The sequence below is a fragment of the Jiella marina genome, from assembly GCF_024359545.1.
Taxonomy (GTDB): domain Bacteria; phylum Pseudomonadota; class Alphaproteobacteria; order Rhizobiales; family Rhizobiaceae; genus Jiella.
The window spans coordinates 431,232-454,705 of sequence record NZ_JAKQZG010000003.1; the positions used below are offsets into that span (position 1 = coordinate 431,232).

16 protein-coding genes are annotated in these 23,474 nt (G+C 63.4%); 6 read left to right on the plus strand and 10 right to left on the minus strand.

The features are described 5' to 3' along the window. Window positions 1-93 precede the first annotated feature (93 nt). Together MF134_RS08160 and pepN are read right to left on the minus strand one after the other, a co-directional pair. The gene (locus MF134_RS08160; protein ID WP_255338929.1) at window positions 94-2,373 is read right to left on the minus strand and encodes a sensor histidine kinase; all 2,280 of its coding nucleotides are present in this window, start codon (window positions 2,371-2,373) and stop codon (window positions 94-96) included. A gap of 270 nt (window positions 2,374-2,643) precedes the next feature. After that, window positions 2,644-5,298 carry an aminopeptidase N gene (gene pepN / locus MF134_RS08165; RefSeq protein ID WP_255338930.1) on the minus strand — a complete coding sequence of 885 codons (2,655 nt, stop codon included), beginning with the start codon at window positions 5,296-5,298 and terminating at the stop codon, window positions 2,644-2,646. 271 nt (window positions 5,299-5,569) lie between these two features. On the opposite strand from pepN, the gene MF134_RS08170 reads away from it, so the two are divergent. The 5 genes from MF134_RS08170 to MF134_RS24000 all read left to right on the plus strand — a co-directional run bounded on the left by MF134_RS08170 (window position 5,570) and on the right by MF134_RS24000 (window position 13,278). Continuing rightward, window positions 5,570-7,885, plus strand: a complete 2,316-nt coding sequence (locus MF134_RS08170; RefSeq protein ID WP_255338931.1) for a xanthine dehydrogenase family protein molybdopterin-binding subunit — start codon at window positions 5,570-5,572, stop codon at window positions 7,883-7,885. A gap of 102 nt (window positions 7,886-7,987) precedes the next feature. Next, entirely contained in the window at window positions 7,988-8,251 is a 264-nt protein-coding gene (locus MF134_RS08175; RefSeq protein WP_255338932.1) for a DksA/TraR family C4-type zinc finger protein, read from the plus strand. 160 nt (window positions 8,252-8,411) lie between these two features. After that, a complete protein-coding gene (locus MF134_RS08180; RefSeq protein WP_255338933.1) occupies window positions 8,412-9,359 on the plus strand; it encodes a DMT family transporter in 948 nt (315 codons plus the stop codon). A gap of 220 nt (window positions 9,360-9,579) precedes the next feature. Continuing rightward, window positions 9,580-11,565 (plus strand): PhoX family protein, encoded by a 1,986-nt coding sequence (locus MF134_RS08185; RefSeq protein WP_255338934.1) that lies wholly within the window; start codon window positions 9,580-9,582, stop codon window positions 11,563-11,565. Between the two features lie 393 nt (window positions 11,566-11,958). After that, complete coding sequence (locus MF134_RS24000; RefSeq protein ID WP_255338935.1) at window positions 11,959-13,278, plus strand: hypothetical protein; 1,320 nt, start codon at window positions 11,959-11,961, stop codon at window positions 13,276-13,278. A 461-nt stretch (window positions 13,279-13,739) separates the two neighbouring features. Here MF134_RS24000 and MF134_RS08200 read toward each other — a convergent pair whose 3' ends face one another. The 6 genes from MF134_RS08200 to MF134_RS08225 form a co-directional block, all read right to left on the minus strand. Beyond that, on the minus strand, window positions 13,740-14,594 hold the full coding sequence (locus MF134_RS08200; RefSeq protein WP_255338936.1) for a universal stress protein: 855 nt from the start codon (window positions 14,592-14,594) through the stop codon (window positions 13,740-13,742). Window positions 14,595-14,650: 56 nt separating this feature from the next. After that, entirely contained in the window at window positions 14,651-16,135 is a 1,485-nt protein-coding gene (locus tag MF134_RS08205; protein WP_255338937.1) for a SulP family inorganic anion transporter, read from the minus strand. Window positions 16,136-16,425: 290 nt separating this feature from the next. Then, window positions 16,426-17,721, minus strand: coding sequence for an MFS transporter (locus tag MF134_RS08210; protein ID WP_255338938.1), 1,296 nt, complete (start codon window positions 17,719-17,721; stop codon window positions 16,426-16,428). Window positions 17,722-17,840: 119 nt separating this feature from the next. Beyond that, entirely contained in the window at window positions 17,841-18,749 is a 909-nt protein-coding gene (locus tag MF134_RS08215; RefSeq protein ID WP_255338939.1) for a uracil-DNA glycosylase, read from the minus strand. 89 nt (window positions 18,750-18,838) lie between these two features. Continuing rightward, complete coding sequence (locus MF134_RS08220) at window positions 18,839-19,804, minus strand: exopolyphosphatase (protein WP_255338940.1); 966 nt, start codon at window positions 19,802-19,804, stop codon at window positions 18,839-18,841. A 94-nt stretch (window positions 19,805-19,898) separates the two neighbouring features. After that, window positions 19,899-20,228, minus strand: coding sequence for a DMT family transporter (locus MF134_RS08225; RefSeq protein ID WP_255338941.1), 330 nt, complete (start codon window positions 20,226-20,228; stop codon window positions 19,899-19,901). A 213-nt stretch (window positions 20,229-20,441) separates the two neighbouring features. Between MF134_RS08225 and MF134_RS08230 the strand changes: the two genes are divergently transcribed. Continuing rightward, window positions 20,442-22,103 (plus strand): electron transfer flavoprotein-ubiquinone oxidoreductase, encoded by a 1,662-nt coding sequence (locus MF134_RS08230; RefSeq protein ID WP_255338942.1) that lies wholly within the window; start codon window positions 20,442-20,444, stop codon window positions 22,101-22,103. Window positions 22,104-22,119: 16 nt separating this feature from the next. Here the strand turns inward: MF134_RS08230 and MF134_RS08235 are convergent, their stop codons facing one another. Together MF134_RS08235 and MF134_RS08240 are read right to left on the minus strand one after the other, a co-directional pair. Next, window positions 22,120-22,524: an ACT domain-containing protein gene (locus tag MF134_RS08235; protein WP_255338943.1), complete on the minus strand. Its 405-nt coding sequence runs from the start codon at window positions 22,522-22,524 to the stop codon at window positions 22,120-22,122. Between the two features lie 2 nt (window positions 22,525-22,526). Next, window positions 22,527-23,441, minus strand: coding sequence for a hypothetical protein (locus MF134_RS08240; RefSeq protein ID WP_255338944.1), 915 nt, complete (start codon window positions 23,439-23,441; stop codon window positions 22,527-22,529). Window positions 23,442-23,474: the final 33 nt, after the last annotated feature.

Below are 23,474 nucleotides of genomic sequence, written 5' to 3' on the forward strand. Positions count from 1 at the left end.
CGCATCTCGTCCGGCGGTCGATGAAAAAAGGCGTTGAGGCGGGGGGTCGTCAGAACCGCGACGGCTGTCGGTCGCGGCCGTGCGGCGGCAAGGTCAGGCGGCGGCCTGTGTCCTGCCCTTCCGTCCTGAGGCGAGGCGCCGCGATGCGGGGAGAGCGGGATCGAGGGCTCGCGTCATCCAAGAGTCCGCAGTGTGTTCGTGCGACTTCGCCGACGCGATCGTGGGCAGCCGCAGGGTGACGACCGTGCCGTCGTCGACCCGGGAGGAGAGCCTGATCCTGCCGCCATGCAGGCCCACCAGGGAGCGCGCGATCGCGAGACCGAGCCTGTGGCCGCCATGCTTCGATCGCACCAACTCGTTGTCCAGTTCGCCGAAGGGCAGACCGAGGGATGCCATGGCCTGTTTCGAGAGGCCGGAGCCATTGTCGGCGATCGTGAGGATCGCGGTGTCGCCGAGCCGCCGCAGGCGCAAGCGGACCGCGCCGCCTTCCGCCGCGAACTTGACCGCATTGGACAGAAGGTTGAGCACGACCTGGGTCGTCGCGCGACGGTCCGACGTCATGGTTAGCCGCTCCGGCGTCTCGATGCTCATCCGGACCTGCTTTTCCTTGGCCAGCGGTTCGACGAGTGCCGCGCTGTCGCGCACGATATCGGCGAGTTCGATCGATTCCCGCGTGAGTTCGAGACGTCCCGACTCGATCGTTGCCAGTTCGAGAATGTCGTCGATCATCCGCAGGAGATGAGTCCCGCTCTTGTGGATGTCCTGGACGTATTCGGAATATTTGTCGTTGGCGAGGACGCCGAAGGTCTCGTGGCGGATGAGGTCGGAAAAGCCGAGAATGGCGTTCAGCGGTGTGCGCAGCTCGTGGGACATGTTGGCGAGGAAGGTCGTCTTGGCGCGCGAGGCGGTCTCGGCGCGATCCTTCTCGGCCATGTAGCGCAGATTGAGGTCGGAGAGCTGGGCGGCCTTGCGCTCGGCGTCGGCGGTGGCGGCCTCGAGTTCCTTGATCGTTTCGAGAAGCTGTTCGCGGGAATTGGCGATCTGCGTCTGATGATGCTTGATCTGGGTGATGTCGGTGCCGATCGAGACGCTGCCGCCATCGGCCGTGCGACGGGCGGAGATCAGGAGCCAGCGCCCGTCGGGCATCTCGGCTTCGACAGCGCTCTCGCTCTCGGCCATATCGCCCTGAAGCGGCTTCACACGGCTGGGCCCATGTGCCTTGCGCAGAACCTCTTCGACCGGCGTCCCCGGAAGGACGTCGGCTTCGTCGAGGCCGAAGGTCTGCCGATAGATCGAGTTGCAGACGACCACGCGGGCGTCGCGATCGCAAAGCAGGAACGTTTCCGAAATATGCTCGATGGTGTTCTGCAGGCGGATATTGGCCTCGTTGGTCTTGCGCGCCAGTTCCTGCTGCTCGGTGACGTCGACGGCAATGCCGATCAGGTGCGTTCCGCCGTCGCAGCAGGTCGTCACGTCGGCACGGGCTCGAATCGAGACATAGTCGCCATCGGCGCGGCGCATCCGGAAAACCCGGTCGAGCATCTCGATACGACCGTCGGCGGCCGCACGGGCAATCTCGAACAGACCGACATCCTCCGGGTGCACCAGCGGGGCGACGTCAGCGAAGGAGAGAACGCCATTCCCCGGTTCCATGCCGAGAATTTCGTACATCGAACGCGACCAGTACATGCGGCCGCGAGCGATGTCCCAGTCGAGCAGGCCGCACTTGCCGCGCGAGAGCGCGATGTCGACCCGCTGATTTGTCTCGCTGCACAATGTGTCGAAGGTTTCCGCGCGCCGGGTCTGACGGAAATAGGCGTAGAGAATGACCAGCATGATCAGGCTGGTGAGCGCGAAGAGAGTGACGGCGAGCGAGAGCGAGTCGCGCCAGACGGAGAGGACTTCCGCTTCGGTACGAATGATCACGATATTGCCGGCCCGGTTCGGCAGCTCGGCCGCCGCGGCGATCGCCGGAACACCCCGGAAGCTCGTATCGATCGCGGTAGAGCCGGCATCGAACCCCACGAGATGGCGCGAATCGGACATTATGTCGTGAACGTTCAGCCCCACATAGTCTTCCGAGCCGGCCATGGCATGGGTGACGAGGCCGTTGCGGTCCGCGACCACCGCGGTTGCGGAGTCCGGCACGATCTTGGTGCTGGCAAAGCCGACAAGGAAGGCGGCGACGTCGAACTCGGCGAGGCCTTCGGCAGCCGCTTCGCCGCCGACGGACAGGAGACGCGCGGCGATCGCAAGATCGTGGCGCGCATCGTCCAGAATTCGGGATTGGTCGTTCGTCGCGATGATCAGGCGGGTCGCCGCGAGACCAAGAAGAAACAGGATCACCAGAGGCGGAACGACGCGTCGCAACATGTGGTCGGACTGCGCTGTCGGGTCCGCGCCAGCAAGCTGAGCCAGCCCTTCACCGGGAAGGCCCCGATCGCCAATCAGACCCCCGATCCAGGCAAGCAAACCTTCCCCGTTCGGTGCGCTTGACGCATCCGCTCGCATGCAAGACCCCTCGTTGCCGCATCACTGATTCGATAAGCCGCTTTACCGAATCGCAACGAATTGATCAGACACGAATCAGCTTGTCCATAGCTGACACTGTGCACTCGCGAAAAAAATCAACAAATTGATCAATTATTTCAGAGAGCGATCCACAATATCCTGCAAGTCCTTGGAAAGGCTATTGGATTCGGAAAGCTTCCTCAGGGTTTCCTCAGCTTTTCCACGCCGGCCGGGCTCCAGACTGCGCCAGGCACGGAAGGTGGTCGCGATCCTGGCCGCGATCTGAGGGTTGATCTTGTCGAGTTCGATCAGCCTGTCCGCGACCCACCGATAGCCGCTCCCGTCGGGCCGGTGAAAGGCGACCTGATTGCCGGCGGCAAAGCTGCCCACGACCGCCCGCACCCGGTTGGGGTTCCGCAGCGTGAATCGCGGATGTTCCGTAAGGCGTGTGACAGCCTCCACGGCATTGCTCGCAGGTGCCACGGCCTGCAGGGCGAACCACTTGTCGAGGACCAGTTCGTCGGTTTCGAAGCGCTTGTAGAAATCGTCCAGCGACTCGCTCGTCGCCGGGTGTTCGGGGAAGCGGTGCGAGAGGATCGCGAGCGCAGCCAGGCGGTCGGTCATGTTGCTCGCGCTCTCGTACTGATCGACGGCGGACTGTGCGTCGCCGGAGCCGGCCGTGATGTAGGCGAGGGCTGCATTGGACAGGGCACGGCGCCCGGCGCTGGCAGCGTCGGGTGAAAACGGCGCGTCGCTGGCGAGTTCGTCGCGCAGGCTCTCGAAGAGCGCCATTCCCTTGCTGCCGATGGCCGCCCGCGCGCTCTCGAGGACCTCATGGACCCGATCCGGATCGACATTCTCGCCCACTTGGCGGGCGACCTCCGGCTCGCCGGGCAGACCGAGAACCTGCGCCCGGAAGGCCGGCTCGAGTCCGCGGTCCCCGATGGAGGCGAGGATCGCATCGACCACCTCGTCGCCGAGAGCGGCGGTCTGGTCGCCCAAGGGCCGCCTGCCGGCCGTGGCCAAGGCGTCGCCGACCAGATCGCTGAGAAGGCGCCAGCGGTTGAACAGGTTCGGATCGAGGCGAGCAAGGGCCAGCCGGTCCGTCTCGCTCTGATCGTGCTCGAGCGTCACCGGGGCCGAGAAGTCCCGCAGGACGGACAGATAGGGGCGTTCGCCGAGACCTTCGAAGGAGACGGTCGCCTCGGCCCCTTCGAGCAGGATCACATCGCCATCCACGGAGGCAGGGCCGCTCGCCCTGGCGGGCGCATCATTGTCCTGGCCGTTGCGGCCGACCAGGCCGAAGCGGATCGGCAGCGGCATCGGCGCGGTGCCGGTGCCTGCCGCGCCCTTCTTGAGGACCTGGCGGAAGGTCACCTCGTGGCGGCGCGCCGCGGAATCATAGTTTTCCGAGACTGACAGGGTGGGCGTGCCGGCCTGCGCGTACCAGAGCGCGAACTGGGTCAGATCCCGCCCTGACGCGTCCTCGAAGCATTTCAGAAAATCCTCGATCGTCGCCGCTTCGCCGTCATGACGCTCGAAATAGAGGTCCATGCCCTTGCGGAAGCCCTCGCGACCAAGGATGGTCGCGATCATGCGAACCAGTTCGGCGCCCTTGTCGTAGACGGTCGCCGTGTAGAAGTTGTTGATCTCGCGATACTCGCCCGGACGGACGGGATGCTGGAGCGGACCCTGGTCCTCCGGAAACTGGTGCGCCTTGAGACGCCGGACCGAAGAGATGCGCTGCACGGTGGGTTCGCGCTCGTCGGCCGAGAATTCCTGGTCGCGATAGACGGTCAGGCCCTCCTTCAGGCAGAGCTGGAACCAGTCCCGACAGGTGATGCGATTGCCCGTCCAGTTATGGAAATATTCATGGGCGATGACCGTCTCGACGCCGCCATAGTCCGCGTCGGTGGCGATGTTGGAATCGAGCAGAACGTATTTATGGTTGAAGATGTTGAGGCCCTTGTTCTCCATGGCCCCCATGTTGAAGTCCGCGATGGCGACGACGTTGAAGACGTCGAGATCGTATTCCCGGCCGAAGCGCCGCTCATCCCACACCATCGACCGCTTCAGCGCGTCCATGGCATAGCCGGCCTGGCCGGCGCGGCCTTTCTCTGTGTAGATGCCGAGCGTCACCTCGCGGCCACTCGCGGTCGTGAAGGTTTCGAGCATCGCGTCGAGATCACCGGCGACGATGGCGAAGAGATAGGACGGCTTGTTGAAAGGATCGTCCCAGACCGCGAAGTGCCGTCCGTCCGGCAGGTCGCCAGTCTCGACCGGATTGCCGTTCGAAAGAAGCACCGGCGCCGCCGCCTTGTCCGCCTCGATGCGGACCTTGTAGGGCGCCAGCACGTCCGGCCGATCCAGGAAATAGGTGATGCGCCGGAAGCCTTCGGCTTCGCACTGGGTGCACCAGATCCCGTTTGACCGATAGAGCCCCATCAGCCGGGTGTTCTGCTCGGGCACGATTCGGGTTTCGACCGTCAGCGTGAAGGGTTCGCTTTCGGGCAGGTTGGACACGACGAGGCTTCCCGGCGTCGCTTCATAGTTTTGCGGCGCGACGATGTTGCCGTCGAGCGCGAGGCTTTCGAGGAGCAGATCGTCGCCGTCGAGGTGCAGGGCCGCATCCGCTGCGACGCCCGCCCGGCGCTGAAGCCGCAGATGGGTGACGATGTCGGCCCGACCCTCGAAGAGCTGGATGGTCATCTCCACACCTGACAGGATGAAATCCGTCGGGCGATACTCGGAAAGCTTCACGGTCTGACCGTCGTCGGTGCGCAGCATGGATGTCCCCTTTTGCGTGTTGCGTGGGAGGTAGCCCTTGGGACCGGCGATTCCAAGCGTGCGACCTGCATAAAGCCATTGACGTTTCTGGCCGCGACCTCCTTCATTCGCTTGACCGCAAGGGCGGGCCGCAGTTTCTCACTCGACGGAATTGCTTCCTGCAATAATTCCGTCTTGTCTCCACCTTGGCGCTGAACCCACATGTGCCGAGGAGGGGAGGAGGGCTCGCGGCGCGTATGCGGGCCCCGCGTCGAAGAGGTTCTGGTTCCAGATGAATGTCATGACTCCGAAGTTTGGCCTTGGCGCGTCGGTCCTGCGCACCGAGGACGACAGATTGTTGCGCGGCGCAGGGCAATACACCGACGACGAGACCCGGCCGAACATGCTGCACGCGGCGCTCGTGCGATCGCCGCATGCCCATGCGCGCTTCACGATCACCGACCTCGAGAGCGCGAAGGCCGCGCCCGGCGTGAAGCTCGTGCTGACCCAGGCGGATGTCGCCGAACTGGGAGACATTCCCTGTCTTGCCCGCCCCAAGATGACGTCCGGTGGCAATTTCGAGCCGCGCGATGCGCCGGTTCTGTGCAAGGACGTCGTGCGCCATGTGGGCGATGCGGTGGCTTTCGTGGTGGCCGACACGGCTCTGCAGGCAAGGGATGCGGCCGAGTTGATCGAGGTGGAGTACGAGCCTCTGGACGCCGTTGCCGATCTCAAGTCTGCGCAGGTCGAAGGGAGCGCGCTGGTCTGGCCGGATGCGGGCAGCAACCTCGCCGGTCAGATGCATGTGGGCGATGCCTCGGCGACGGATGCAGCCTTCGCGGAAGCGGCGCGAACGACCCGGATCGATCTCGTTCAGAACCGGCTGGTCTGCAACTACATGGAAGTGCGTTCGGCCATCGGCGAGTTCGTGGAAGGCGAGGACCGCTACGTTCTGACCTCGGGCAGTCAGGGCGTTCATGGTCTGCGCGATACCTTGGCCGAAAAGGTCTTCAAGATCGACCCGGCAAAGATCCGCGTCGTGACCCACGATGTCGGAGGTGGCTTCGGCACCAAGGCGTTCCTGTATCGCGAATACGCCCTCGTCCTCTTCGCGGGAAAGCAGCTCGGGCGGCCCGTCAAATGGACCTCCGACCGCGGAGAGCACTTCGTCACCGACACCCATGGCCGCGACAATCTCGTCACCGGCGAGGTGGCGATGGACGAGAACGGGCGCTTCACTGCGCTGAGGATCAAGATAGCGGCCAATCTCGGCGCTTATTCGTCCCAGTTCGGGCCGATGATCCCGTGGTTCGGCATGTCGATGGCGACCGGTCTTTACGACATTCCGGCGATCGATGTGACTTGCGACCTCTATTACACCAACACGGTGCCGGTGGACGCCTATCGCGGCGCCGGCCGGCCCGAAGCCGCCTATCTGATCGAGCGGCTGGTCGATCAATGCGCGCGGGATCTTGGTGTCGGCCGCGACGAGATCCGGCGGCGCAACTTCATCAAGCCCGACCAGTTGCCCTATCACACCGCCTTTGGCCGGATGTACGACACCGGCGACTTTGCCGGCCACATGGCCGAAGCCATGCGGCGCTCGGGCTGGGACGGGTTCGAAGATCGGCGGGCTGCGGCCGCCAAGTCCGGCAAGCTGCGCGGCATCGGCATGGCGACCTATGTGGAAGCCTGCGCCTTCCCCGGATCGGAGCCCGCCTATGTGGAGCTCAAATCCGACGGCCGCATCGAGCTGAAGATCGGAACGCAGACCAACGGGCAGGGCCATGCGACGGCTTATGCGCAATTCGTCGCCGAGGCGTTGAAACTCGACTACGACCGGATCGTCGTACGCCAGGGCGATACCGACGATACGCCGACGGGGGGCGGCACGGGTGGTTCGCGCTCGATTCCGCTCGGCGCCGTATCGGTGCGTCGTGCCAGCCAGGGGCTCGCCGACAAGATCAAGAAGCTCGCGTCCGACGAGCTGGAGGCGGCAATCGCCGACATCGAGCTCGAGGCCGGCGAGGCGCGCGTCGTCGGGACCGACCGGGCGATAGACTTTGCGGCCCTCGCGGCGGCAGCCAAGACCGCCGACGACCTCAAGGCCACCGGCGAGTTCAAGCAGGACGAGTGCACCTATCCGAACGGGACTCACGTCTGCGAAGTCGAAATTGATCCCGAGACCGGGGCGCTCGAAATCGTCGCCTACACGATCGTCGACGATTTCGGCGTCACCGTGAACCCGATGCTGCTTGCCGGTCAGATCCACGGCGGCGTTGCCCAGGGCATCGGCCAGGCGCTGATCGAGGACGCGGTCTACTCCGAAGACGGGCAGCTCGTCTCGGCGAGTTTCATGGACTACGCCATGCCGCGCGCCTGGGACCTGCCGATGTTCGACTTCAAGACCCGCAACGTTCCCTCGACCACAAATGCGCTTGGCATCAAGGGTGCCGGGGAGGCGGGTACGATCGGTGCGGCGCCGGCCGTGATGAACGCGGTGGCCGACGCGCTGCGTCCGGCAGGGGTCACGCAGATCGACATGCCCGCGACACCCTTGAGGGTCTGGCAGGCGCTTCAGGATGCGGGATTCCGCGGCCTCTCCTGACGACCATGGGTCCGCCGCACGACGATGTGGCGGTGGACCTTGAAAGCCGTTGTCTCTGGTCGCAATAATATACGGTAGAGTTACGAAAGGCACGGTGCGGGCATGGCTGGTGGGTGGACGCGCGACGGCGCGGTTCAGGATCAGATCGACGACACGGTTTCGGACGCGCTGAAGAACGCGCGCGCGAAGCTGCCGGCGGGGATGGGGGCGACCCATTGCGACGAATGCGGCGAGGAGATTCCCGCCGCTCGGCGCAAGGCCGTCCCCGGCGTGCGCACCTGCATCGAATGCCAATCGGCGCGCGATGCGAAGCCGGCCCAGTCGAGCTTCAATCGCCGCGCTAACAAGGACAGCCAGCTTCGCTGACATCGCTCTCCGCCAGGAGGCGCCGCGCGAGGGAGTCTTTCTCGCTTCAGGCGTTGCCTTCGCGTGATCCCCGCCCGTCGCTCGGCGGGCTTGAAAAACCTCGTACGAAGAGCCGCATCCAAGTCGGTTCGCAGGCGGCAGACCCTCCGGAAGGAAGACCATGGTTGCGGGAGAATCGGCCGATGCGCCGAACCCGATGCTCGGCATTGGCCTGAAATGCATGTCCGTGGTCGTCTTCGTTGGCATGCAGACGGCGCTGAAAGCAGGAGGCGAAGGGATCCCCGCCGGACAGCTCGTCTTCTTTCGGTCGTTCTTCGCCCTAATCCCGGTGGTCGTCTATCTCGCCTGGCTGGGCGACCTGAAGACCGCACTGAAGACGGATGATCTCGTCGGCCACATGATCCGCGGGATGGTCGGCGTCTGCTCCATGGTGCTGGGGTTCTTCGCCCTGACGCGACTGCCCTATCCAGAGTGGATCACAATCTCCTACGGCGCGCCGCTTCTGACGGTCGTCTTTGCCGCGATCTTCCTCAAGGAGGCGGTCCGGATCTATCGCTGGACCGCCGCGATCATCGGTCTGACAGGGGTTATCATTGTTTCCCTGCCCAACCTCACGCTTCTCGAGGAAGGTTTCGAGGGGCCCGAGACCATTGGAGCCCTCGCAGCTCTCGGCTCCGCGATCATCGCCGCCATTGCCTTCATCCAGATCCGGCGACTGGTGCGCACCGAAAAGACGGCGACCATCGTCATATATTTTTCGCTGACCTGTTCGCTTCTATCGCTCCTGACGATCTTCCTGGGTTGGGAAGTGCCGAGCCCGGAAGCGGCTGCGCTGCTGGTCACGGCAGGTCTGTGCGGGGGAGTCGGACAGCTGCTTCTGACGGCGGCCTACCGCTATGCCGATACTTCGACCGTCGCGCCCTTCGAATATGTCTCGCTGATCCTCGCCGTGACGATCGGCTTCTTCATCTTCGACGAAGCCGTCAACTCGACCACGCTCGCCGGCGGCGCGATCGTGGTCTCGGCCGGCATCTTCATCATCTGGCGCGAGCACAGGCTCGGTCTGGAACGGCGCAAGGCGCGGCGCGCGGCACCTCCGAACGGATAACTCATCCGTTCTGGCTGCTTGCGGGCAGTACGCTTGCAGCGAAGCGGAAACCGCTCTCCGCCGGCCTTCCGTTCGTTGAACTTTCATTGTTCAGACCCGGCGGCGGACGTCATGCATCTGTCGCACAGCCTCGCTATCAGACCTTGGAACCTTTCCAGATTCTGAGGCTCTCGCCTCGGCCATGCGGGTTCCTATTCCACGTTTGCGACAGGGGATGACGATGAACGAACACGTTGCAGGGCGCACGGTGTTCCGCACCAGCAAGCTTGAGGAGGCCGACGGCGACGGCCTCAACCCGACCAACAACCGGACCATGGGCGAGATCATCGCCGCGCGGTTTTCGCGCCGTGATTTCCTGCGCGGATCGATGGCGGCGACCGCCATTGCCGCGACGGTGAGCCCGATGGCGCTGATGAGCGCTGAGGAAGCCAAGGCCGCGACCGGCTCGAAATTCACCTTCACCGAGGTCGAGGCCGGCGTCGACGAGACCCATCACGTCGCCGAGGGCTACGACGCCGACGTGCTGCTGCGCTGGGGCGACGGGCTGTTCCCCGATTCGCCGGAGTTCGACCCGACCAATCAGACGCCCGAGTCCCAGGCCCGCCAGTTCGGCTACAACAACGACTATGTCGGCTACATTCCGATCGACGGCTCGTCCGAGCACGGCATGTTGGTGGTCAATCACGAGTACACCAACGAGCATCTGATGTTCCCGGGCATCGTCACCGTGAAGGATGGCGAAGTCGAGATCGCACCGGCCGACCAGAAGCGCGTCGACATCGAAATGGCCGCCCATGGCGGTACGATCGTCGAGATCCGCAAAGAGGGCGGCAAGTGGCAGGTCGTGCGCGACGGCGCCAACAACCGCCGGATCACCGCGAACACCGAGATGGAGCTGCGCGGCCCTGCTGCCGCCCATGAGCGGCTCAAGACCACGGCCGACCCGAGTGGCACGAAGGTCCTCGGCACGATCAACAACTGCGCCGGCGGCGTCACGCCCTGGGGTACCTACATCATGGCCGAGGAGAACTTCCACGGCTACTTCCTCGGCGAGCTGCCGGAAGGCCACCGCGAGGCCCAGAACTACGAGCGCTACGGCGTGCCGGACGGGTCCTACGAATGGGGCAGGTTCCACGATCGCTTCGACCTGTCGAAGGAACCGAACGAGCCGAACCGCTTCGGCTGGATCGTCGAGGTCGACGTGGAAGACCCGAATTCGGTGCCGAAGAAGCGTACCGCGCTCGGCCGTTTCAAGCACGAGGGCGCCGACAACATCGTCTCCAGGGACGGCCATGTGGTCTTCTATCTCGGCGACGACGAGCGCTTCGACTATGTCTACAAGTTCGTGACCGCCGGCACCTATAATCCGGACGACCGCGCCGCGAACATGGACCTTCTCGACGAGGGCACGCTCTATGTCGCGAAGTTCGAGGAAGACGGCACCATGGAATGGCTGCCGCTCACCTTCGGCGAGGGCCCGCTGACGGCCGAGAACGGCTTCGAGAGCCAGGCTGACGTCCTGATCGAGACCCGCCGTGCCGCCGATCTCCTCGAAGCGACGCCGATGGATCGTCCCGAAGACATCGGCCCGGACGGCGAGACCGGCCGCGTCTACGTGATGCTCACCAACAATACCAAGCGCACGGAAGCCAACGCCGCCAACCCGCGCGTCGACAACGCCTTCGGCCACATCGTCGAGATCGCAGAAGAGGGTGGCGACTTCGCCGCCACCAAGGGCACCTGGGAAATCCTGGTGAAGTGCGGCGACCCGTCGATCGCCGAGGTCGGAGCGACGTTCTCCACCGAGACCACGAAGAACGGCTGGTTCGGCATGCCGGACAATTGCGCGATCGATGCCGACGGCCGGCTCTGGGTCTCGACCGACGGCAACTCGCCGAAGGCCACCGGACGCACCGACGGTCTCTTTGCGGTCGACACGGAGGGCGATGCCCGCGGCACGTCGAAGCTCTTCTTCCGCGTGCCGGTCGGCGCCGAGATGTGCGGTCCGCTGCCGACGCCGGATCTCGCGACCTTCTTCGTCGCGGTCCAGCATCCGGCCGATGGCGGCGAGGATTGGGAAGGCTTCGGCCGCCCGTCCTATTACGAGGATCTTTCGACCCGCTGGCCCGACTTCAGGGACGACATGCCGGTTCGCCCGTCGGTCGTCGCGATCACCAAGCAGGGCGGCGGCAAGATCGGCGCGTAGTTCCAGGGCTTCGCTGCTCGGAGCATGATGCGCCGGGCAGCCGCATGAACTGAGAAAAGAAAGAGGGCGTCGCGGGGTTTGGCCGGCGACGCCCGTTATTCATTTCAGGACTGCTCATACCAACGGGAGCGATGTCCGACTCTTTGGGATTCCCAGAGACGCGAAACCCTGACCCCTATGGCAAACGGGAATTTGCCATGTCGTCTCCCATCCCGCTTCGATCGGACTCTGACGGAGCAGAACTGCGTCGACTCGCCCGTGCGAGCCACCACACGGATCAAACCCGCCGCCTGCTGTCATTGGCCGAGAGCGAGATTGTGAGTCTGCCACCTTGCGGCGTTGCTTGTGCGTGAGCTGCCGCAGCGTTAGCGTCTGGTTGGATTGCGACCATGAGTGAGCGCGCCGATGATCAGAAGAGCATGCGTTGGGGGAGTTGTCGCCGTCTTATTGGCAAATCTCTCCTCGGCCTCTGTTGCGGCGGAGCGCCGTTTCGGTCCCTTTGTTGTCGAGAGTGATCAGCCTTCGGTTATTCGTCTCGAAGGAGAGATTGGCCCACTGGAGCTTTTCAATTTCAGTGACGCGAAGAAGGCGACGACGGAACCCCGGACCCTTGTTCTCGACAGTCGGGGTGGCAGCATAATTGTGGCGCTTACAATCGCAGAAACGATGGCGGAGGAGGGCTTCGCGACCGTGGTTCCCGAAGACGCGGAGTGCCTTTCAGCCTGCGCGTTCTTGTTTTTCGCGGGTGAGAGTCGTGAGCTTCGCGGGAAACTCGGCGTGCATCAAGTCGCCTCGACCAAGTCCGGAGACGTCTCTTTCACGCAGACGGTTTTAGCCCGTGTCTCTCGCTTCTTTCAACAGACGAAGACGAGCCCGGGAGTGTTCACAGTCATGCTGACGACACCGCCTGATCAGATGCATATCTTTGGCGACGTGGAGATTGAGCGGCTGGCCATCAATCGGGCAACTTCGCAGGCGCTTTCTGAAGAGGAGATGGACACGATCCGCCTTTGTGATGAGTTGGCTGGACATCCAGCCGATCCTGACAGAAATCTCAAGTTTGCCGGCGTGGCCTACGAGGATATTCAAGTCGTTAGTGCTATCAAGTCGTGCGAAGCCGCTGTTGCTGCAAAGCCAAGTGAAATGCGCTTGAGCTATCAATTCGGGCGTGCATTGCAACGATCAGAACGATTTAACGAGGCTGTCAAGTGGTATCGAAAGGCTGCTGCTCAAGGATACCCAGCCGCACAATTTACTCTCGGCTTAATTTACTCCCACGGCAAAAATGTTTCGAGAGACTGGCTTGAGGCCGTCAGTTGGTACCGGAAGGCGGCTGACCAAGGACATACCGCTGCGCAAGACAGTCTTGGTCACATGTATCACATGGGCAAGGGTGTTTCGAAGAACGCGATCGAGGCCGTCAAGTGGTATCGAAAGGCGGCCGATCATGGAAATGCATCCGCGCAAACCAGTCTTGGTTTCATGTATTACAGGGGCGAAGGCGTTTCGAGGGACCTGATTGAGGCGGTCAAGTGGTATCGGAAGGCAGCCGACCAGGGATATGCGACAGCACAATATAGTCTTGGCTGGTTATATGAGAACGGCGAAGGTGTTTCGAAGGACCAGGCTGATGCCGTCAAATGGTATCGGAAGGCGGCTGAACAGGGAAATGAGAACGCTCAAAATGCTCTACAAAGGCTGAGCAAATCATAGTTTGCATTCGTCTGTAATTATACTTTTATTTCAATTCTGGACCGAAAATTCATAGTTATAAATTGGTCAAATATAGCGCCCAAGAATTTTATTCTATTTTTTCCGTTCTGATTAATTGATTGCTACCCTCAGATACTTATAGGTCGGACAAATTTTTGGTGTGCAGAGAAAGTGTCCTCACCATGTTCTGGAGAGGCCCTAGTGTTTTCAATCCCGAGGATCTCTATGGCGTGGTCCATCGTCGTTCGATGTCCTCCACTTCGATCGGCGAGTAGTGTCGCTTGCACAGTCAGGGCATTCGTCATCGCCCTTGCAGGACCAGGTGTCCAACCACTTCGCGCCGCTCTCGTAGTGCATGCGGAAGTGGTGTGGGTAGAGATGGCCTCGGATGTTTGGACAGCGGGAAAATATCAGTGGCTCGGCGCCGCCTTGAGAGAGGCGGCCCGCCCATGCCGGTTTTTCTACCGGATGATGAGGGCCGGGATGGTCGAGCCGCGAATGATTTCGGCCGTGGTCGAGCCGACGAAGAGCGTGCGGATGCGCGAGTGGCCGTAGGCCCCCATGACGATGAGGTCGATGTGATCGCGCTCGACCTTCCGCGCGATGCATTCTTCCGCGTCGCCCTCTTCGGCATAGACGGCGACGGCATAGCCCGCCTCCCGCAGCCGCATTTCGGCCTCGTGCAGCCGCTGGCCGGCATCGCCGCTCGGCTTGCCGACCATGAACAGATCGCAGTGGACGTCCTTCAGGAGCGGACTGGCGACCAGCCGCTCGATGATCTGGGGCGACGATCGGCCACCGTCGAAGGCCACCATGAAACGCTTGATCGGCTTGAAGGCGCGGGATGCGATCAGCACGGGGCGCTTGGACGAGCGCACCACGCGTTCGAGGTTGGAGCCGAGATGGCCCTTGGAGAAGTCCGCGGCTTCGCCACGCTTGCCGATGATGATGAAACGGGTCTCATCGGCGAGATCGGTGAGCGCATCGGAAATGTCGCCGTCGCGAAGCGTCTGCGTCACCGCGGTGACGCCGGCTTCCTTCAAACGGGCGACCGCCTGTTCGAGAACGACGCGCCCGCGCTTCGTGGCAAGCTTGGAGCGCTGCTCGTCGAACTCCGCCAACTCGTTCATCAGCATCGATCGATCGCCGAACTCGAGATTGCCGCTGAAGTCGGCCGGCACGCTGCCGGTTTCACGGCGACCGCGCGCATGCAGCACCTCGACGGGAACACCCAGACGCTCCGCCGCCCAGGCGGCATGGTCGCAGACGCTTTGGCCGTAGACCGAACCGTCCACGCAGGCCATGATCTTTTCCATTGTTCCCTCCCTTGGAGCCGGCTCTTCGGCCGCGTCCCGTTGCACTACAGACAAGGTCAGTGGGCGCCGATCTCGTCCAGGGCCCCGGGTTTGTCGTGGATCGCGATCTTGTCGACGAGCGTGCGGCTCGCTTCGTTCATGCCGCGAATTTCGACATCAGCGCCTTCACGGCGGAACTTGAGCACGACCCGGTCCAGGGCCCCGACGCCGGACAGATCCCATATATGGGCCGAACCGACATCGATGACGACCTTGTCCAGCGCCTCACGGAAGTCGAAGGCGCTGGCGAAGCGCTCGGTCGAGGCAAAGAAGACCTGTCCCTCGACCTTGTAGGTCCGGGTCAGGCCATCCTCCGAAAGCTCGGAGGTCACACGGAAGAACTGCGCCACCTTCCAGGCGAAGAACACGCCGGACAGCATGACACCGATAATGACGCCGATGGCCAGATTGTGGGTCCAGACCACAGTCACAACCGTTGCCAGCATGACGGTGGAGGAGCGGCGCGGGTGGTCGCGCAGGTTCTTGAGCGAAGCCCAGGAGAAGGTGCCGATCGAGACCATGATCATGATCGCGACGAGCGCCGCCATCGGAATGATCGCCACCCAGTCGCCAAGAACGACGATGAGGAAGAGGAGAAAGATGCCGGCCGAGAAGGTGGACAGCCGGCCGCGGCCACCCGACTTCACGTTGATCACCGACTGGCCGATCATCGCGCAGCCGGCCATCCCGCCGAAGAAGCCGGTCACGAAATTGGCGATGCCCTGGCCGACGCATTCGCGGTTCTTGTCCGACGGGGTGTCGGTGAGATCATCGATGATCTGCGCGGTCATCAGCGATTCCAGAAGGCCCACCACGGCGATCGCTGCGGAATAGGGCAGCACGATCAGCAGCGTTTCCAGCGTGAACGGCACGTCCGGGAGGAGGAAGACGGGCAGGGTGGAGGGCAGTTCGCCCATGTCGCCGACGGTGCGCAGGCCCATGTCGAAGGTGAGCGAGATGGCGGTCAGCACGACGATCGTGACCAGTGGCGACGGGATGGCCGTCGTCAGGCGGGGGAACAGGTAGATGATCGCGAGCCCGCCCGCGACCATGACATAGGTCATCCACGGCACGCCGATGAGTTCCGGCAGCTGTGCCATGAAGATCAGGATCGCCAGCGCGTTGACGAAGCCGGTCATCACCGAGCGGGAGACGAACTGCATGGCGTTGCCGAGCTTCAGCGTTCCGGCAGCCATCTGCAGGATACCGGCCAGAACCGTCGCGACGAACAGATATTGCAGCCCGTGATCGCGAACGAGCGTGACCATGAGGACGGCGGTCGCCGCCGTCGCGGCCGAAATCATGCCCGGCCGCCCGCCGGTAAAGGCGATCAGGACGGCGATCGAGAAGGAGGCGTAGAGGCCGACCTTCGGATCGACGCCGGCAATGATGGAAAAGGCGATCGCTTCCGGAATGAGGGCGAGAGCGACGACGAGACCGGCGAGCAGATCGGCGCGCACGTTCCCGAACCACTCGCGGCGGAGCGTTTCAGCAATATTCATCGAGATCTTCAGCTTGCACGAAATGGAGATGCACCGGAAAGGCGACACCTCAACGGCGGGACATGGCCCGACCACGAAATGGTCGGCCGGCGGACAAAACCTTGGAAGCCTCGTCTGTGCCATTTCGCACATGCGAGATCAACCCGCCGAGACTGCTGCCGCCGGGTCGAGCCGTATCCATCGACAAGCCGACACCGCCTCGGAGCGGCCAAAGGGCTTTGGATGGCTCTTTGGGCAAGCCTTGCGCTGTGGCGAGCTACGTTGACAGCCCCTCGCTGTGGGCCGGGCGGTTATTTGGCATCCACATAGGCGGGGCTCGATGCGTGATCCTGTGATTCCTCCGCCGCGGCCTCGAGGCTCGCCTCGGCGCGCGGATCCAGGGCGAAGCTCGCCGGCGTCTGGACCCGTGCGAAGGGAATGTTCTGGAAGTCCGGCCGCTCGTTGGCGGGGATCGCGACGCGGCGGAAGGTCCGATAGAAGGCGAAGGCCGCGTAGATCGCCATCGCCGAACCCATCGCCTGGAAGATGCCGATCGGGCCGATCTGTTCCATCAGCACAGCGGCATAGATGGGACCGATCATCGTGCCGATGCCGTAGAGGATGAGCAGGCTGCTCGAAACCTTCACGAAGTCGGCGTCGTCGGCATAGTCGTTGGCATGGGCGACCGCGAGTGAATAGGCGGGATAGATGATGCCGCCCAGCACGAAGGCCGTGCCGAACAGAGCGAGGGAACCCTTGTCCGAGATATAGACGCCCGCCACGGCCGCAGCGACGCCGATGATCCCGGCAATGGTCATGACATAGCGCCGGTCGGTGCGGTCCGAAGCGCGGCCGAGCGGGATCTGGAAGACGACGCCGCCGGCCATCGCGGACACTGTCAGTGTCGCGATCTCCGTCGTCGAAAGGCCGACCTGCTGGCCGAAGACGGGTGCCATATTGCCCCAGCCGGCCGAGAGGATGCCCGCCAGCAGAATGCCGACGGCCGCGACTGGTGAGTTCTTGAAGAGGGCCAAGACGTCGACCTTCACCGTGGCGAGTGGGGTCGGCGACTGGGCCCGCGACAAGGCGGTCGGGATCACCGCCAGCGCGAAGACGATGGCACAGAGCATGAAGGGATTGGTCAGTTCCGGCTGAGTCAGCGGCATCACGTACTGACCGCCCATCATCGCCGACATCGTGACGATCATGTAGACCGAGAAGATCGTTCCCCGGGTCTCGTTGGTGACGCGCTCGTTGAGCCAGCTTTCGATGACCATGTAGCTGCCGGCGAGTGCAAAACCCGAAAAGGCGCGAAACAGGACCCAGGCCCAAGGATCGACCACCATCGCGCAGAGCAGGATCGAGATCGCGAGCAGCGCCGAGAGGCTGGAAAAGGTCCGAACATGGCCGGCCGAGCGCACGATCCACGGAATGATGACGCAGCCGGCCGTGAACGCCAGAGCGTAGCTCGTTCCGAAGGCGCCGATCTCGTAGCTCGACCACCCCTCGATCGAACCGCGCACGGGCAGGAGAATACCCATGAGGCCGGCGCCGGCCATCAGGAAAAACGTCGAGGTCAAAAGCGCTGCGACGGGGAGAAGCGGCATGGAGGACTCACGCTCTGGCGAAATCGAATCGAGACCGATGCCTCTAGAGCCTCGCCGCTGATTTGGCGAGGTGTCGGCGGGAGGCAATTTCGTGACGTTTCAGCGGCTTCGAGCCATGATCACGAAACTGTGTCCAGCCGGGTCTTCAGCGCCAGGAGGTCGCGCCAGGCGAGCCGCTTCTGGGCGGGCTGGCGCAGGAGATAAGCCGGATGCAGGATCGCCATCGCCGGAATGGTGGCCGACTCCTCCAGCCCGAAGCTGTAGGTCGTCCATTTCCCGCGAATGCGCAGAATTCCCTCCTGCGAGCCCAGGATCGCCTTTGCAGAGGGAGAACCCAGACAGACCAGCAGCTTCGGCGCGACCAACTCGATCTGGCGCTCGATGAAGGGCAGGCAGATGCGGGTCTCGACCGGGGTCGGAGGCCGGTTGCCCGGAGGGCGCCATGGCACCGCGTTGGTCACGCGGACATTCTCTCGCTCCAGGCCGATCGCCGAGAGCATGCGGTTGAGAAGCTGGCCGGAGCGCCCGACGAAGGGAACGCCCGCCAGATCCTCGTCGCGACCCGGCGCCTCGCCAATCAGCATGAGGTCCGCCGTCTCGGGTCCTTCGCCGAAGACCGTAGTCTTGGCCGTAACCTTGAGATTGCAGCCGTCGAAGGCTTCGAGCATTTCGCGGAGTTCGCCGAGAGAGGCAGCGGCCCGGGCGCGCTCGCGCGCATCCGCCACCGCGACGTCATCCGGCACGCTGACGCGGCCCGTCGGAAATCCCGACTGCTCCGCAGATCGCGCCGCAGCTTCCTGCTCGGGACGCCGCTCGGATGGAGAGGGGGCTTGCGAAGCCGGTCGTGGGCTCGGCGCCGGCGCCTGAGCGGGACGGCGTGCCGCCTGCCGCTTCTCCCGCTCCGCCGCGGTTTCGGCAAAACGGTTGCGGGGCGTCTCGGTCAGGAAGGTCTCGAGGCCCGAGTCCCGCATCCAGCCAAGAAGCGCGGCCGCGACGTCTTCACGTGAATGGGGGCCGGCATTCCTCATGCGGCGGTCTTACCGCAGGGGCGCAGGCAAGGCGATGGCTTTTTGCGCCATCGTCTCTCGGCACAGCGGTGGTGTGCGGCGCTGCTGGTTCAGGCGCTCAAGCGTTCCTCGGCCGTCGCAGCGCCGCCGCCCGCCTTGACCGTTTCGATCAGCTTGGCTTTCACCTCGTCGGCGCGATCATTGTCGACCTGGCAGGTGCCGGCCGCATGATGCCCGCCACCGCCATAGGCGAGACAGAGGGCGCCGACATCGACGGGCGAACTGCGATCGAGGATCGACTTGCCGATAGCAAACACCGTGTTCTGCTGCTTCAGGCCCCACATCACATGCATCGAGATGTTGCACTCGGGGAAGAGCGCATAGACCATGAAGCGGTTGCCCGAATAGATGATCTCCTCGTTCCTCAGATCGAGGACGACCACGGGACCATGGGCCTCGCAGCAGCGCATGAGCTGGTCGACGAATTTCTCCTGCTGCTCGCGGAACAGGTCGACGCGCTCGGCGACGTCCGGCAGGGCCAGGATTTCTTCGACCGAGTGCTCGCGGCAATAGTCGATGAGCTGCATCATCAGCTCGTAGTTCGAGATCCGGAACTGGCGGAAACGGCCGAGGCCGGTGCGCGAATCCATCAGGAAGTTTAGAAGCACCCAGCCGGTGGGGTCGAGGATCTCGTCGCGACTGAACTGGGCCGAATCGCCCTTGTCGACGGCATCCATCAGATCTTGCCGGATCATCGGGAAGCGTTCTGCGCCGCCATAATAGTCGTAGACGACCCGTGCCGCGGATGGCGCCTTCGGGTCGATGACGTGATTCTTTGCCGTCCCGTTATTCCTGAGCATTTCGCTTGAATGGTGATCGAAGGCGAGATGGCATTCGGACCGGTAGGGCAGATTGGTGGTGATGTCGCGATCGGTGATCGCCACCTTGCCGTCCTGCATGTCCTTGGGGTGCACGAAGGTGATCTCGTCGACGAGATCGAGTTCCTTCAGCAGCATGCCGCAGACGAGACCGTCGAAGTCGCTGCGGGTCACAAGGCGATAGCGTTGAGCGGACATGGCGCACCTTCATGCAAACTGGGTGGTCAGTCCGTGATCTTAGAGGGGGTTCGCTAAGCGAATGTTACCTCCTCGGCGAGATGTCGACATGAATTCAGTGGCCGACTGTCGAAGAGAAGAGATTGATAACCAGAACACCCCCGACGATCAGAGCCAGGCCGAGAAAGCCGGCAAAATCGATGTGGATCCTGAACCAGAAGAGATCGATCATGGCGAGAAGCGCGATGCCGCAGCCCGACCAGATGGCATAGACGATGCCGACCGGCATGGTCCTCAGCGGCAGGGACAGGAAGTAGAACGCGCAGGCGTAGAACAGGACGGTCATCAGTGATGGCCAGAGCCGGGTGAATCCATCCGACGCCTTCAGTGCGGATGTGCCGACGATTTCGAAGACGATCGCAACGCCGAGAAAGAGCGCGTTCATCCATCACTCCGTGTTCGAGAATGGCGAAGCTGTAGCACCCTCCGGCCGCGCGTGGTCAAGCGTCTCACGGGTCCGATTGCGCCCGTTTGCAGGGGGAAACATCGACCTTTGCGGAAAACGAGCTAGAACGGAGACCAATGCTCTGTTTGGAATGGGGCCAAACATGCCGCGCAACGCACGGCGGAGACGACACCAAGGACGCTAGGAGAGAACATGAGCGAGGCGGAGGCTTTGCCGGAACGCGAGTCGATGGAATTCGACGTGGTGATTGTCGGGGCCGGGCCGGCAGGGCTCGCAGCCGCGATCCGGCTGAAGCAGATCGATCCCGAACTCTCCGTCGTCGTTCTGGAAAAGGGTGCGGAAGTCGGCGCCCACGTTCTTTCGGGCAATGTTCTCGATCCCTCCGCGCTCGATCGCCTGCTTCCCGAATGGCGGGACGAGGAGACACCGATCAAGACCGAAGTCAGCGAGGACCGCTTCTATTTTTACGGCTCGCATGGTTCGCTTCGGCTGCCCAATTTCATGATGCCGAAGCTGATGTCGAACCACGGCAATTTCGTCGTCTCGCTTGGCCTCGTCTGCAAGTGGATGGCGGAAAAGGCCGAGGCGCTCGGCGTCGAGATCTATCCGGGATTCGCGGCCGCCGAGCTTCTCTTCGACAACGGGAACAACGTGATCGGCGTCGCCACCGGCGATATGGGTGTCACGCGAGCGGGCGAGCCCGGCGGCAGCTTCCAGCGCGGCATGGCGCTTCTCGGCAAATACGTCTTCCTGGGCGAAGGCGTGCGCGGTTCCCTCGCCAAGCGCGCGATCGAGGCCTACGGGCTCGATGCGGGCCGCGAGCCGGCGAAGTTCGGCCTCGGCATGAAGGAACTGTGGGAGGTCAAACCCGAAAAGTCGAAGCCCGGCCTGATCCAGCACTCCTTCGGCTGGCCGCTCGACAATTCCACCGGCGGCGGCTCCTTCGTCTATCACCTCGGCGAGAACCAGGTCTATGTCGGCTTCGTCGTCCATCTGAACTACACGAACCCCTATCTCTCGCCCTATGAGGAGTTTCAGCGGTTCAAGACCCATCCGGACATCGCCGAGCTACTCGAAGGCGGCAGGCGCATCGCCTATGGCGCCCGGGCGATCACCGAGGGCGGCTTCCAGTCGGTGCCGAAGCTCGTGTTTCCGGGCGGTGCGCTGATCGGCTGCTCGGCCGGCTTCGTCAACGTGCCGCGCATCAAGGGCGTGCACAACGCCATGACGTCGGGGATGCTCGCAGCGGAGAAAGCGGCGGAAGCGATCAAGGCGGGCCGGGCCCAGGATCGGCTGAACGCCTATGAGGAAGAATGGCGGTCTTCGCCGATCGGGGACGACCTCAAGCCGGTGCGCAACGTCAAGCCGCTCTGGTCGCAATTCGGCACCATGGCCGGCATCGCGCTGGGCGGGCTCGACATGTGGACGAATTCGCTGTTCGGCTTTTCCTTCTTCGGCACCAAAGGCCACGGCAAACCGGATTACGCCACGCTGAAGCCGGCGAAGGACTGCAAGCCGATCGACTATCCGAAGCCGGACGGAGAACTCACCTTCGACAAGGTGTCGTCGGTCTATCTCTCGAACACCAATCACGAGGAAGACCAGCCGGTGCACCTGCAGGTGAGGGATGTCGAGTTGCAGAAATCCTCCGAACTCGGCGTCTATGCCGGGCCGTCCCAGCGCTATTGCCCGGCCGGGGTCTACGAATGGGTCGAGGAAGACGGTCAGGACAAGTTCGTGATCAACGCGCAGAACTGCGTCCACTGCAAGACCTGCGACATCAAGGACCCGAACCAGAACATCAACTGGATGCCACCCCAGGGCGGGGAGGGGCCGGTCTACGAGGTGATGTGAGCGCTGTCGGAAACTGTCAGTCTTCGGCGGCGACGAGGTGGCCGGCGGCGAGCAACGCCTGGCTCGCCCGTCCGGCATCGACCGTCTTCACGAGGAGGTAGTCGGTGTCGAAGCTCGAGACCAGCATGATGCCGATTTCGGCCTCCGCCAAGGGCTGAAGCACGGCAGCGGCGATACCCGTCTCGTCGAAGGCGAAGGGCCCGACGAACTGCAGGCAGCGCCAGCCGCCCTCGCTGCGCACATTCGAAGGAACGCGCTTTTCGAGGCAGATGATCGATAGCTCGTCCGTCGTGCGGGTGATCGAGACGAAGCCCTCGCCGTCCGCCCAAGCCGGGATTGCCGCCGTGGCTTCGAGCCGGCTGACCGCATAGTCTCCGTGCAGCGAGCGCAGCGTGATCTCGGGCGTTTCCGGCGCGGCCATCGTCACAGCGCCCGCTGGACGGCGCGCCCGAGCGCGAAGGCCCGTTGCTCGATGAGAGTTGGCACTTCGCAGACATAGGTGAGCGACTGCCGCCGCTCGTCGAAGATGCGTTTGTCCCAGAGCAGCGCCTGCCGGGCTTCGTCGAGCTGGGTTGGGTTGGCCGTCGGGTTGCGCTGCAAGGTGCCGAACTCGACGCTCATCTCGCGAAGCTTGGCGGCCAGCGCCTTCTGTTTGGCGCCATAGCGTTCGATGCCGCGCATGATCTGGCTTCGCTCGGTGTTGAAACGATCAAGCAGCGCCGAGAACAGCGCGGTCGCCTTGGCCTCGCGTTCTGCTTCCGGAAGGCTATCGAGGAACTCCTTCACCATGGCTTCCGCCTCCGAGAGCGGCAGACGCCGCGCGGCCACGGTATCGATCAGCTCGCGCATGTCGGCGGTGAGTTCGACGCTGTCCGGCTCGGGCAGGGAGGGGCCGGCCCAGACCTGGGCGGTGGAGATCACATCCACCTTCCGCTGGACGCAGGGCCAGTTGGTCGTGCCGGGCTCCGGGGCTGTGGCGAAGGCCATAGGATTCGTGGTCGTCTGGCCGGTGCCGACGACGGTGTTTTGCCCTTGGGGCGTCACGCCGCCGGCCGAGGTGACGCCGGACCCCGAATTCTGGCCGGATTCGCCGGCAGCCGCCGCCGGTGGATCGGCTGGCTCGGAAGCTTCGGGTTGTTCGGGGGCTGTTTCGCCAGCCTCTGGCGCGTTGACCGGCGGAGGACCAGGCAGGACGAAGCCTTCGGGAATTTCGCGCGGTTGGGACTCGTCCCGTGACTGGGCATGAGCCGAGCCGAAAGTCAGCACAAGCGCCATCGCGGCGGTGGAGACGAAGGTGGCTGTCAGGCGAGAACGCCTCTTGTCGTCTGTTGGAAGCATGATTCTCCTCCCGTCGATTGATGTCCTCGTCGG